Below are 10,724 nucleotides of genomic sequence, written 5' to 3' on the forward strand. Positions count from 1 at the left end.
GCACGCCAGCATCCCGGGCAGGTGCGGCGTCGGCATGCCGGCGCGGCCCCGTCCCTCCCCGTTCGCCCACACGGAGAACCCTGCCGATGAACGGCCGTCCCCGCTCCGGCCCGCTCCGCGCGGTGTCCCTTGGCGCCGCTCTCTCGGTCGCCGCCCTCGTGAGCGCGGCGCCCGCCCAGGCGCAGGTGTCGTCGTTCCTCGACGGCCTGTTCGGCCGCAAGGACCCGGCGCCCGAGGCCGCGCAGCCGGACATGGCCCCCGCCGCCCCGGGCCAGGCGCCGGCGGCCGGCCAGGTTCCCGGCCCCTCGGCCAAGGCGCCCCTGCCGCCGCGCCGGCCGGCCTCCCTCGGCGGCGGGAAGACCACCGCGCCCGAGCCCGTCGAGACCGCCGCGGTCCCCTCCGCCGGCGAGAGCCGGCCGGCCCAGCAGGTCGCCGCCGTCACCACGCCGTCGGCGGTCGATCCCGCCAACCCAGCGGCGGTGATCGAGCGCGCCAACTTCTATTTCAACGGCGTCACGACGCTGACCGGCAACTTCGTCCAGATCGGCGCCGACGGGCGCAAGATCGGCGGCAAGCTCACCCTCGCCAAGCCCGGCCGCCTGCGCTTCGACTACGACCAGCCCTCGAGCCTGGAGGTGATCGCCGACGGCACCTCGGTGGCGGTGCGCGACCGCAAGCTGGCGACGCAGGACCTCTACTTCATCTCGCAGACGCCGCTGAAATTCCTGCTTCGCGACAAGATCGACCTCGCCCGCGACCTCACGGTCACCGACGTGTCGGCCGAGCCCGGCGGCATCCGCATCGTGCTCGACGACCGCTCGACCTTGGGCGGCACCTCGCGCATCGCGCTCTACTTCGACGACTCGATGAAGAGCTTAAGCCAGTGGCGGATCACCGACCCGCAGGGCTACCAGACCACCGTGCTGCTCTCCAACCTCCAGCGCGGCCGCGCCGTCGACGGCATGCTGTTCGTCATCAATTACGGCCGGGCCATCGACAAGGAGCTCGAGGCCAAGATGCAGCAGGCCCGCCCGAACTGATTTTTCGCGAGTACCCGACCGTTGCGCCTCACCGTCAGCACCTGGAACATCAACTCGGTCCGCCTGCGCATCGACCTCGTGCGCCGCTTCCTCGACGAGGCGAAGCCCGACGTGCTCTGCCTCCAGGAGACCAAGTGCCCGGACGACCGCTTTCCCCTCAAGGAGCTGCAGGGCTTCGGCTATCCCCACGTCGTCTTCGCCGGGCAGAAGGGCTATAACGGCGTCGCGATCCTCTCGCGCCTGCCGCTCGTCACCCGCGAGGTGATGAGCTTCTGCGAGCGCCAGGACGCGCGCCACATCTCGGCGGTCCTCGGCCCCGAGGCGGGGGCGGCCGCCGGCATCGCGATCCACGACTTCTACGTCCCGGCCGGCGGCGACGTGCCGGACGCCAAGCTCAACGACAAGTTCGCTCACAAGCTCTCCTTCATGGACGAGCTGCGCGCCTGGGGCGGCCGGCGCCCCTCGGGTCCGGCGATCCTCGTCGGCGACCTCAACGTGGCGCCGCTCGAGCACGACGTGTGGTCGCACAAGCAGCTCCTCGACGTGGTCAGCCACACCCCGATCGAGACTGAGCGCCTGGAGACCCTGCGCGGCGAGGCCGGCTGGATCGACACGATGCGCCACCTGCGTCCGCCGCCGGAGAAGATCTTTACGTGGTGGAGCTACCGCTCCCCCGACTGGGCGGCGGCCGACAAGGGCCGGCGGCTCGACCACATCTGGGTCACGCCGGACCTCGCCGATACCGTGAAGGCGGTGACGGTGGCGCGGCATACCCGGGCCTGGGAGAAGCCGTCGGACCATGTGCCGGTGACGGTGGAGCTGGAGCTGTAGGGCGAGCGGGCGCGGGGCGGTGGCTTCATGATCGTCGTGGATGCGAGCGTGCTGGTGCGCGGGATCCGATCGCGCGATGGAGCTTCGCATCTCGTCGTTCGGGCGATGCTCGCAGGCATGGTCGCCTTCGCAGCCTCGCCGGCGGTGGTGATCGAATACGAGGACGTTCTGAAACGCCCCGGACATCTGGGCGCTGATCCCTGGATCACACCGGCGGAGATCGACGTGATCCTCGACGCTCTCTGCGCGAGAGCCATTCCGGCCTTGCCACGGTTCCGGTTCAGGCCCTTCCTGGCGGATCCGAAGGACGATCTCTACATCGATTGTGCGTTGGCTGCCGGGGCGGATACGATCGTGACGGAAGACCGTCACTTCGGCCATCCGGCCGTGGCTGCATTCGGGCTGTCGGCAATCAGCGCCGCCGCCTTCGTGACGACCAATCCGGAGTTGAGGACGCAGAAGAGGAGCTGAACATGGCATCGGTCGCCCTGCAGATCCCGGAACACGTCATGCAGCAGGTCCAGGCGGTAGCCGAGGAAGAGGGTATCCCTCTGAGCCAGATGCTCCTCGGCCTCATCACCGACGGCGTCGATCAGCAGCGGAAGCTTCGGACGATGCGAGAACGCGCAGCCCGGGCTGACGTCGCTGCTGCCCTCGCAATTCTCGATCGCGCGCCGGACGTGCCGCTCGACCCGGGCGACGAGCTTCCGTGAACCGTAGCGCCGAGGCTGTGATGTCGATACCGTTCCAGAGCGTCCGCGAGCGCTGGCATGCGGACCCCGAATATCGGGCTGCTTACGAGGATGTCTCACCAGTGATGGATCTGGCCTTCGCCATGGCGGAGGCCCGGCAGGCCGCCAAGCTATCTCAGGCGGAACTCGTCCGTCGCATCGGCACCTCGCAGGCCATGGTGGCGCGCTGGGAAACCGGCAAGGCCGCGCCGACCACGACGTCCCTGCGCCGGTTCGCGGAGGCGACGGGGGCCCGCCTCCGGATCGAGTTCGCCTTCGGGCGGAACTGAAGGGGCGAAGCCCCGCCCCTCTGCCTCTTACCGGTCCGCCTTCTCGCCCCGCACCTCCCGGGCGACATACCCCTTCGTCACCGGCACGATCTGCTGGAACACCGCCTCGGCCATCCGCTCTTCCTCCTTGAGCGACAGGCGCAGGGTCTCGATGTCTCGGCTATGCCCCGCCTCCTCGGCCAATGCGATGAGCGAGGTGTAGGCGGCGATCTCGTAGGTCTCGACCGAGTAGTCGGTGTAGAGGTTCTTCAGCACCTCGTCGCCGGTCACGCTGTGCACCAGCGCCGCGACGTTCCCGACCGTCTGGGTGACCACGTCCTTCAGGAGCGAGCGGTCCTCGCCGTGGCCGTGCAGCAGGTCGGAGAGGCGGGTGACCTGCTGGTCGGTCTCGCTCTTGTGCAGCCGCAAGGCCTGGGTCAGTTCGGGATAGTTCTCGTAGCGCTCGATCTGGCGCTGGATCATCTGCGCCGCCTGCTTCTCCAGGGCGTGGGTGTTGCGCAGGGCGGTGACGTAGATCGACTGCACGGTCTCGGCGGTGGCCGAGTTCGTCTTGGTCGTGCCGGTCTGGCCCGCGGTCGCGGTGGTCATGGTGAACCTCTCGTGGGGGTGAGAATGGCGGGCAAACTGCTCGGGGGTATTTTAGGTTCGACCTCGGCCATTCCCGTGCGGGCGTGACGAAACCGCGCGCGGGATGATGTGGCGACGGGGAGTGGCGGGGGCGGACGGTTTCGTGTAGAGGTGCCCCACCCTCGCCCTCACACGGCGAGGTTTTTCGCCTTGGCAGACCGCGCTGGACGACATCCCGGCCCGGCCGAGCCCCGTGCGAAAGGCGGCTTTCGAGCCGCACCTCCACGAAACCGTACCACCTGAAAGGACACGCGATGTCGATCACGGCGGAGCGCAAGACCGCGCTCATCAAGGAACACGCCCGCGGCGGGACCGACACCGGCTCGCCGGAGGTGCAGGTCGCGATCCTCACCGAGCGGATCCAGAACCTCACCGGGCACTTCAAGACCCACACCAAGGACAACCACTCGCGCCGCGGCCTGCTCAAGCTGGTCTCGCAGCGCCGGTCGCTCCTCGACTACCTGAAGCGCAAGGACGAGGCGCGCTACCGCGCCCTCATCGAGCGCCTCGGCATCCGCCGCTAAGGCGGACCTCACGCGGTTCGGGCACCGGCCCGGGCCGCGTTTTGCGATGAAGCCACTTTCGACAGAAGGGCTGCTTCATCGCCCCGGGTGGGCCGGAATGGGTCCGGCCGCCCACTCTTCCGGGACCCGCATCGAAGAATGCGGGCCGCGACCGCCAGGGCAGGATCGCCGGTGGCTCTCTGAAGAGCCCCTCGCCGTCTTGCGCTGGCGCCGCCCTCCCGGACCGCAGGAAGGCATGACGAAGATGTTCGACGTTCAACGCGAAGAGCTGCTGTGGGGCGGGCGCAAGCTCGTGCTCGAGACCGGCAAGGTCGCCCGCCAGGCCGACGGTGCCGTGGTCGCCACCTACGGCGAGACCTCGGTGCTCGCCACTGTGGTGTCGATGAAGGAGCCGAAGCCCGGCATCGACTTCCTCCCGCTCACGGTGAACTACCAGGAGCGCACCTACGCCGCCGGCCGCATCCCGGGCGGCTACTTCAAGCGCGAGGGCCGTCCCTCCGAGAAGGAGACCCTGGTCTCCCGCCTGATCGACCGGCCGATCCGCCCCCTCTTCGTCGAGGGCTGGCGCAACGACACCCAGGTCGTCGTCACGGTGCTCTCGCACGACCTCGAGACCGATCCCGACATCCTCGCCATGGTGGCGGCCTCGGCCGCGCTCACCCTGTCCGGCGTGCCGTTCACGGGCCCGATCGGCGCGGCCCGCGTCGGCTATGTCGGCGGCCAGTACAAGCTCAACCCGCCCATCCAGGAGATGGAGGGCTCGACCCTCGACCTCGTCGTCGCCGGCACCCAGGACGCCGTGCTGATGGTCGAGTCCGAGGCGAAGGAACTGTCCGAGGACGTGATGCTCGGGGCCGTGATGTTCGGCCACAAGCACTTCCAGCCGGTCATCGAGGCGATCATCCGGCTCGCCGAGAAGGCCGCCAAGGAGCCGCGCAACTTCCAGCCCGCGGACAATTCCGAGGTCGAGAAGGCCGTGCTCGAGGTCGGCGAGAACGACCTGCGCGAGGCCTACAAGAACACCGTCAAGCAGGAGCGCTACGCCGCCGTCGACGCCGTGAAGGCGAAGGTGATGGCCGCGCTCGCCCCGGCCGAGGGCGAGGCCCGCTTCGAGGCGGAAAAAATCAAGGCCGCCTTCAAGGAGGCCCAGTCGAAGGTGGTCCGCTGGAACATCCTCGACACGGGTTCGCGCATCGACGGCCGCGACGTGAAGACCGTGCGTCCGATCGTCTCCGAGGTCGGCGTGCTGCCCCGCACCCACGGCTCGGCGCTGTTCACCCGCGGCGAGACCCAGGCGCTGGTGGTGGCGACGCTGGGCACCGGCGACGACGAGCAGTTCATCGACGCGCTCTCGGGCACCTACAAGGAGACGTTCCTCCTCCACTACAACTTCCCGCCCTATTCGGTGGGCGAGACCGGCCGCATGGGCTCGCCCGGCCGCCGCGAGATCGGCCACGGCAAGCTCGCCTGGCGCGCCGTGCACCCGGTCCTGCCGGCCGCCCACGAGTTCCCCTACACGATCCGCGTCGTGTCGGAGATCACCGAGTCGAACGGCTCGTCCTCGATGGCCTCGGTCTGCGGCGCCTCGCTGTCGCTGATGGATGCCGGCGTGCCCCTGCGCCGTCCGGTGGCCGGCATCGCCATGGGCCTCATCCTCGAGGGTGAGCGCTACGCGGTGCTGTCCGACATCCTCGGCGACGAGGACCATCTCGGCGACATGGACTTCAAGGTGGCCGGCACGGAGGAGGGCATCACCTCGCTCCAGATGGACATCAAGATCGCCGGCATCACCGAGGAGATCATGCGCGTCGCCCTCGCCCAGGCGAAGGACGGCCGCGCCACCATCCTCGGCGAGATGTCGAAGGCGCTCACCGCCGCCCGTCCCGAGCTCGGCGAGCACGCGCCGCGCATCGAGACGATGCAGATCCCGACCGACAAGATCCGCGAAGTGATCGGCACCGGCGGCAAGGTGATCCGCGAGATCGTCGAGAAGACCGGCGCCAAGATCGACATCCAGGATACCGGCATCATCAAGATCGCCTCGGCCGACGGCAAGGCGATCAAGGCGGCCTACAACTGGATCCGCTCGATCGTGGCCGAGGCCGAGGTCGGCATGATCTACGAGGGCACGGTCGTGAAGACGATGGAGTTCGGCGCCTTCGTCAACTTCTTCGGCGCCAAGGACGGCCTCGTCCACATCTCCGAGCTCGCCGCCCAGCGCGTCGCCAAGGTCACCGACGTGGTGAAGGAGGGCGACAAGGTGAAGGTGAAGTTCCTCGGCCAGGATGATCGCGGCAAGATCCGCCTCTCGATGAAGGTCGTCGACCAGGCGACCGGCGAGGACCTCACCGAGAAGCTGAAGGCCCAGCGCGACGCCGACCGCTCGCGCGAGCGCCAGCCCCGCGCCGGCGAGTAGATCGGTCGAATCGATCGGGTGGGGACCGGACGGGTCTCCGCCCGATGAGAGATCCAAGAGCGCGGTCCTTAAGGGGCCGCGCTTTTTTCGCATGGAGGTGTCCGCAAGCGTCAGCGGATTGGCACTATGAGCGTTGATGGCAGATCGTGCGATTTGCTATCATTTTCTTGATTCTCCGAGGCACGCCGTCATGCCCGCCGTCACCATCCGCAACCTCTCCGACGAGGCGCACCGCGCCCTGAAGGTCCGCGCCGCCCAGCACGGGCGCAGTACGGAAGCCGAGATGCGCGACATCCTCGAAGCGGCGGTGCGCCCGACGCATCGCGTTAAGCTCGGCACGTTGCTGTCCGCGATCGGCCGCGAGGCGGGCCTGACGGAGGCGGAGTTGGAGCCGTTCGACCGTCTCCGGGGCGAGACCCCGACCGCGCCGATGAGCTTCGAATGATCCTGCTCGACACTAACGTCGTGTCCGAGCCGTTGCGGCCGACCCCGGATCCACGCGTGCTCGCCTGGATCGACGCCCAGGCGATCGAGACCCTCTGCCTGTCGGCCATCACCGTCGCCGAACTCCGGTTCGGCATCGCCGCCCTGCCGCCGGGCAAGCGGCGCGACACGCTCCGCCGTCGCCTGGAGGCTGAGGTGCTGCCCCTGTTCGAGAGCCGCGTCCTGGCTTTCGACTTGGATGCCGCGCAGGCCTATGCCGATCTCATGGTGCGGGCGAGACAGGCCGGCCGGGGCATCGGCATGGCGGATGGTTGTATCGCCGCGACGGCGGCGGCGCACGGCTTGATGGTTGCCACCCGCGACACGAGTTCCTTCGAAGCCGCCGGGCTGCGCACGGTCGACCCGTGGGCGATGCCGCCGTGATGGCCGCTCCCCGCCTTCCCGCTTAGCCCCGTCTCTGCTTCAAGATCTCACGCGGGCGCCCCTGATTCGCCCGCCGGGGAGGCAGCGCATGAGCGACGATCTCGTCTTCTACACCCATCCGATGTCCCGCGGCCGCATCGTCCGCTGGATGCTGGAGGAGGTCGGGGCGCCCTACCGCACCGAAATCGTCGGCTACGGCCCGACGATGAAGGAGGCGGCCTATCGCGCCATCAATCCGCTCGCCAAGGTGCCGGCGCTGATCCATCGCGGCGTCACCGTGACCGAGACGGCGGCGATCTGCACCTACCTGGCCGATGCCTTTCCGGAGGCCGGCCTCGCCCCGGCGCCCGGGGATCCGGAGCGCGGCGCCTATTACCGCTGGCTGTTCTTCGCCGCCGGGCCGGTCGAGGCGGCGGTGACTAACAAGGCGCTCGGCGTCGAGGTCTCGGAGGAGCGCCGCCGCATGGTCGGCTACGGCAGCATGGCGGAGGTGCTCGACGCGCTGGAAGGCGCGGTCTCGGGCCGCGACTACCTCGCCGGCGGGCGCTTCTCGGCCGCCGACCTCTATCTCGGCTCGCACCTGATGTGGGGGATGCAGTTCGGCGGCATCGAGCGGCGCCCGGCTTACGAGGCCTACATCGCCCGCCTCGCCGACCGCCCGGCGGCCGTGCGCGCCCGGGAGATCGACGACGGGCTGATCGCGCAGGCATCGCAGGGCTGAAGCAACCTGCCGCAGGACCGAACAGGGGTCTCCCCGGGGAACGTCCGGCCTCCGGCCGCGTTCGCACCGCGACGCAGCGGAATTCTTCCGCGACACCCTGACGGAGACCCCATGGCCAACGACCTGATCCACGACGTGTTCGGCGGCGAGCGCAACCTGACCACCAAGGAGCGCACCATCTCGGTCGTGCTCGGCCTCGGTCTGGCGGCCGCCGCGGCGCAGCCGCGGCCGAACAAGTTCCTGAGCCTCGCGGCGCTCGTCGCCGGCTCGCTCCTGGCGATCCGCGGCGCCACCGGCCATTGCGCCGCCAAGTCGCTGATGAACGGCGGCTCGCACGCGCCGGCGCGGATCTGATCCTTCGGCGGGGCCCTCCGGGCGCCCCGCCTTTTCGCGCGAGCGGCGGATACGAGAAAGGCCCGCACCGGTCTCCCGGTGCGGGCCTTTCTCGTTGTGGATCGAAGAAGAGCCGGCGGGGTCCGCCGGCTCCTCGATGTTCAGAGGACGGTGGTGCGGCGGCGGCCCTGGATGAGGCCGAAGATCGCCAGAACGACCACGGCGCCGACGACCGAGGCGATCAGGCCCGCGCCCTCGTTCGGCGGGTACCAGCCGGTGACCTGGCCCAGGAACGTCGCCACGAAGGCGCCGACGATGCCGAGCAGCGTGGTCATGATGAAGCCGCTCGGCTCGTTGGCCGAGCCGGGCATGATGAACTTGGCGATGACACCGGCGACGAAGCCGATGATGATGGTCCACAGGATCGCAAGCATGGGGGCTGCCCTTCGGCTCCGCTTAGGTGAAGAGCAAACGCGCTGACCGCGCCGTGGTTGCGCCGAAACGTGCGTCCCTTGGCGCCGGGGTCTTCCTTGCCGCCGAGGTTTTCCAAAGGGCCCTTTACGCCGGCCCGGGTTCGGCGGCACAAGGCGCCGGAGCGCCCGACCAAGTCCCCACTCTCTCAGGGCCCTCCCCTACGATCCCTCCAGGAGTTCCCGATGACCATCACGCGTTTCGAGACCGGCCCCCGGATGAGCCAGGCGGTGGTGCATAACGGCACCGTCTACCTGGCCGGCCAGGTCGCGGACGAAGTCTCGAACAACGAGGGCGTCGAGGCGCAGACCAAGGACATCCTGGCCCAGATCGACGCGCTGCTCGCCTCTGTGGGCAGCGACAAGACGAAGCTCCTCTCGGCCACGATCTACCTCGCCGACATGTCGACCTTCGCCGAGATGAACCGGGCCTGGGACGGCTGGGTGGCGGCCGGCCACACCCCGGCCCGCGCCACCGTCGAGGCCAAGCTCGCCGGCCCGCAATACCGGGTCGAGATCTCGATCATCGCCGCGACCGGAGCCTGACGGATGAACCCGCTCCGGCGCCGTTTCCTTGGGACCGCCTTGGGGGCCGCCGCCTGCCTCCTCGCCCTCGCGGCGGGGCCGGCCGGCCTCGCGGTCGCCGCGCCGGAGCGGGTCGTCAACATCTACAACTGGTCGGACTATATCGACCCCAAGATGCTCGACGCCTTCACGCGCGAGACCGGCATCAAGGTCGTCTACGACACCTACGACACCAACGAGATCCTCGAGACCAAGCTGCTCGCCGGCCGGTCAGGCTACGACATCGTGGTGCCGACCGGGCCCTTCCTGCAGCGCCTGATCAAGGCCGGGGCGTTCCAGCCCCTCGACAAGGCCAAGCTGCCGAACCTCAAGCACGCCTGGCCCGAGGTGACGGCGCGGCTCGCGGCCTACGACCCGGGCAACGCCTACGCGGTCGACTACATGTGGGGCACCACCGGCATCGGGGTGAACACCGCGCTGGTGCGCGAGCGCCTAGGCCCCAACCAGCCGCTCAACACCTGGGACATCGTCCTGCGCCCGGAGCTGATCGCCAAGCTCAAGGATTGCGGCGTGACGATGCTGGATTCGCCCGACGACATATTTCCGAGCGTGCTCCAGGCGCTCGGCCTGAAGCCCGATTCGCGCCGGGTCGACGACCTCGACAAGGCCGGCGAGGCGCTGTTCCGCATCCGCGGCGCGGTGCAGAAGTTCCACTCCTCCGAGTATATCAACCAGCTCGCCAACGGCGACGTCTGCCTCTCGGTGGGCTATTCGGGCGACGTGCTGCAGGCCCGCCGTCGCGCCCGCGAGGTCAAGAACGACGTCGACATCGCCTACTATATCCCGCAGCAGGGCGCGCTGATGTGGTTCGACGCCTTCGCGATCCCCAAGGATGCGGCCCATGCGGCGGAGGCCCACGCCTTCATCGACTTCATGATGCGGCCCGAGGTGGCGGCGGCCAACACCAACTTCGTCTCCTACGCCAACGGCAACCTGGCGGCGAAGGCCCTGGTCAAGCCCGAGATCCTGTCCGATCCCGGCATCTACCCGGACGACGCCACCTTCCGCCGGCTGTTCACCAACACCGCCTACGACGACCGCACCCAGCGGGTGGTGACCCGCCTCTGGACCCGGGTGCGCACCGGGCGCTGAGCGGTCAGGCCGGAGCCGCGGATCCTGCCGGCGCCTGAGATCCCTCGACGTCATGTATGGACGGCCCCCGTTTCGCAAGGGTTTGTGAGCATCGGTTTGAGCCAGTCGGTTCAGGAGCAGTCATGTATCCGGCCTCTGATGCCGTCGTGCCGCCGCGGTTGATGCGACGAGGACGACGGCGGGCCACCAAGGGGTGC

15 protein-coding genes are annotated in these 10,724 nt (G+C 69.0%); 13 read left to right on the forward strand and 2 right to left on the reverse strand.

Annotation, left to right across the window (positions count from 1 at the left end; translation table 11 throughout):
• The first annotated feature begins 86 nt into the window (after nt 1-86).
• The 5 genes from BM430_RS26280 to BM430_RS26300 all read left to right on the forward strand — a co-directional run bounded on the left by BM430_RS26280 (nt 87) and on the right by BM430_RS26300 (nt 2,892).
• Nucleotides 87-1,040, forward strand: a complete 954-nt coding sequence (locus tag BM430_RS26280) for an outer-membrane lipoprotein carrier protein LolA (RefSeq protein ID WP_093570187.1) — start codon at nt 87-89, stop codon at nt 1,038-1,040.
• Between the two features lie 21 nt (nt 1,041-1,061).
• Nucleotides 1,062-1,871: an exodeoxyribonuclease III gene (gene xth, locus BM430_RS26285; RefSeq protein WP_093570188.1), complete on the forward strand. Its 810-nt coding sequence runs from the start codon at nt 1,062-1,064 to the stop codon at nt 1,869-1,871.
• 27 nt (nt 1,872-1,898) lie between these two features.
• Nucleotides 1,899-2,342, forward strand: coding sequence for a PIN domain-containing protein (locus tag BM430_RS26290; protein WP_093570189.1), 444 nt, complete (start codon nt 1,899-1,901; stop codon nt 2,340-2,342).
• A 2-nt stretch (nt 2,343-2,344) separates the two neighbouring features.
• Nucleotides 2,345-2,584, forward strand: coding sequence for a hypothetical protein (locus BM430_RS26295; protein ID WP_093570190.1), 240 nt, complete (start codon nt 2,345-2,347; stop codon nt 2,582-2,584).
• A 104-nt stretch (nt 2,585-2,688) separates the two neighbouring features.
• Complete coding sequence (locus BM430_RS26300) at nt 2,689-2,892, forward strand: helix-turn-helix domain-containing protein (RefSeq protein WP_177303183.1); 204 nt, start codon at nt 2,689-2,691, stop codon at nt 2,890-2,892.
• 27 nt (nt 2,893-2,919) lie between these two features.
• Here BM430_RS26300 and BM430_RS26305 read toward each other — a convergent pair whose 3' ends face one another.
• Nucleotides 2,920-3,480: a ferritin-like domain-containing protein gene (locus BM430_RS26305; protein ID WP_093570192.1), complete on the reverse strand. Its 561-nt coding sequence runs from the start codon at nt 3,478-3,480 to the stop codon at nt 2,920-2,922.
• 293 nt (nt 3,481-3,773) lie between these two features.
• On the opposite strand from BM430_RS26305, the gene rpsO reads away from it, so the two are divergent.
• The 6 genes from rpsO (at nt 3,774) to BM430_RS26335 (ending at nt 8,401) form a co-directional block, all read left to right on the forward strand.
• Nucleotides 3,774-4,043 (forward strand): 30S ribosomal protein S15, encoded by a 270-nt coding sequence (gene rpsO, locus BM430_RS26310; protein WP_048427462.1) that lies wholly within the window; start codon nt 3,774-3,776, stop codon nt 4,041-4,043.
• Nucleotides 4,044-4,287: 244 nt separating this feature from the next.
• Nucleotides 4,288-6,459 carry a polyribonucleotide nucleotidyltransferase gene (gene pnp / locus BM430_RS26315; RefSeq protein WP_093570206.1) on the forward strand — a complete coding sequence of 724 codons (2,172 nt, stop codon included), beginning with the start codon at nt 4,288-4,290 and terminating at the stop codon, nt 6,457-6,459.
• Nucleotides 6,460-6,649: 190 nt separating this feature from the next.
• Nucleotides 6,650-6,904 (forward strand): FitA-like ribbon-helix-helix domain-containing protein, encoded by a 255-nt coding sequence (locus BM430_RS26320; protein WP_093570193.1) that lies wholly within the window; start codon nt 6,650-6,652, stop codon nt 6,902-6,904.
• On the forward strand, nt 6,901-7,326 hold the full coding sequence (locus BM430_RS26325) for a type II toxin-antitoxin system VapC family toxin (RefSeq protein ID WP_093570194.1): 426 nt from the start codon (nt 6,901-6,903) through the stop codon (nt 7,324-7,326). The genes BM430_RS26320 and BM430_RS26325 overlap by 4 nt, the downstream gene beginning before the upstream one ends.
• Nucleotides 7,327-7,414: 88 nt before the next feature.
• On the forward strand, nt 7,415-8,047 hold the full coding sequence (locus BM430_RS26330; protein ID WP_093570195.1) for a glutathione S-transferase family protein: 633 nt from the start codon (nt 7,415-7,417) through the stop codon (nt 8,045-8,047).
• Nucleotides 8,048-8,158: 111 nt separating this feature from the next.
• Entirely contained in the window at nt 8,159-8,401 is a 243-nt protein-coding gene (locus tag BM430_RS26335) for a YgaP-like transmembrane domain (protein WP_093570196.1), read from the forward strand.
• Nucleotides 8,402-8,541: 140 nt separating this feature from the next.
• Here BM430_RS26335 and BM430_RS26340 read toward each other — a convergent pair whose 3' ends face one another.
• Complete coding sequence (locus BM430_RS26340) at nt 8,542-8,814, reverse strand: GlsB/YeaQ/YmgE family stress response membrane protein (RefSeq protein ID WP_093570197.1); 273 nt, start codon at nt 8,812-8,814, stop codon at nt 8,542-8,544.
• Nucleotides 8,815-9,036: 222 nt separating this feature from the next.
• Here BM430_RS26340 and BM430_RS26345 point away from each other — a divergent pair, with 222 nt between their 5' ends.
• Entirely contained in the window at nt 9,037-9,396 is a 360-nt protein-coding gene (locus BM430_RS26345) for a RidA family protein (protein ID WP_093570198.1), read from the forward strand.
• Nucleotides 9,397-9,399: 3 nt separating this feature from the next.
• Nucleotides 9,400-10,527, forward strand: coding sequence for a polyamine ABC transporter substrate-binding protein (locus BM430_RS26350; protein WP_093570199.1), 1,128 nt, complete (start codon nt 9,400-9,402; stop codon nt 10,525-10,527).
• Nucleotides 10,528-10,724: the final 197 nt, after the last annotated feature.

The sequence above is a fragment of the Methylobacterium sp. 174MFSha1.1 genome (genome assembly GCF_900116815.1).
Lineage (GTDB): Bacteria > Pseudomonadota > Alphaproteobacteria > Rhizobiales > Beijerinckiaceae > Methylobacterium.

Excerpts from the sequence above, each read along its gene's own strand:
- BM430_RS26305 (WP_093570192.1), bottom strand. The coding sequence starts at position 3,480 with ATGACCACCGCGACCGCGGGCCAGACCGGCACGACCAAGACGAACTCG.
- BM430_RS26295 (WP_093570190.1), top strand. The coding sequence starts at position 2,345 with ATGGCATCGGTCGCCCTGCAGATCCCGGAACACGTCATGCAGCAGGTC.
- BM430_RS26280 (WP_093570187.1), top strand. The coding sequence starts at position 87 with ATGAACGGCCGTCCCCGCTCCGGCCCGCTCCGCGCGGTGTCCCTTGGC.
- BM430_RS26335 (WP_093570196.1), top strand. The coding sequence starts at position 8,159 with ATGGCCAACGACCTGATCCACGACGTGTTCGGCGGCGAGCGCAACCTG.
- BM430_RS26330 (WP_093570195.1), top strand. The coding sequence starts at position 7,415 with ATGAGCGACGATCTCGTCTTCTACACCCATCCGATGTCCCGCGGCCGC.
- pnp (WP_093570206.1), top strand. The coding sequence starts at position 4,288 with ATGTTCGACGTTCAACGCGAAGAGCTGCTGTGGGGCGGGCGCAAGCTC.
- BM430_RS26320 (WP_093570193.1), top strand. The coding sequence starts at position 6,650 with ATGCCCGCCGTCACCATCCGCAACCTCTCCGACGAGGCGCACCGCGCC.
- BM430_RS26290 (WP_093570189.1), top strand. The coding sequence starts at position 1,899 with ATGATCGTCGTGGATGCGAGCGTGCTGGTGCGCGGGATCCGATCGCGC.
- BM430_RS26325 (WP_093570194.1), top strand. The coding sequence starts at position 6,901 with ATGATCCTGCTCGACACTAACGTCGTGTCCGAGCCGTTGCGGCCGACC.
- BM430_RS26345 (WP_093570198.1), top strand. The coding sequence starts at position 9,037 with ATGACCATCACGCGTTTCGAGACCGGCCCCCGGATGAGCCAGGCGGTG.
- rpsO (WP_048427462.1), top strand. The coding sequence starts at position 3,774 with ATGTCGATCACGGCGGAGCGCAAGACCGCGCTCATCAAGGAACACGCC.
- BM430_RS26350 (WP_093570199.1), top strand. The coding sequence starts at position 9,400 with ATGAACCCGCTCCGGCGCCGTTTCCTTGGGACCGCCTTGGGGGCCGCC.
- BM430_RS26340 (WP_093570197.1), bottom strand. The coding sequence starts at position 8,814 with ATGCTTGCGATCCTGTGGACCATCATCATCGGCTTCGTCGCCGGTGTC.
- BM430_RS26300 (WP_177303183.1), top strand. The coding sequence starts at position 2,689 with ATGGATCTGGCCTTCGCCATGGCGGAGGCCCGGCAGGCCGCCAAGCTA.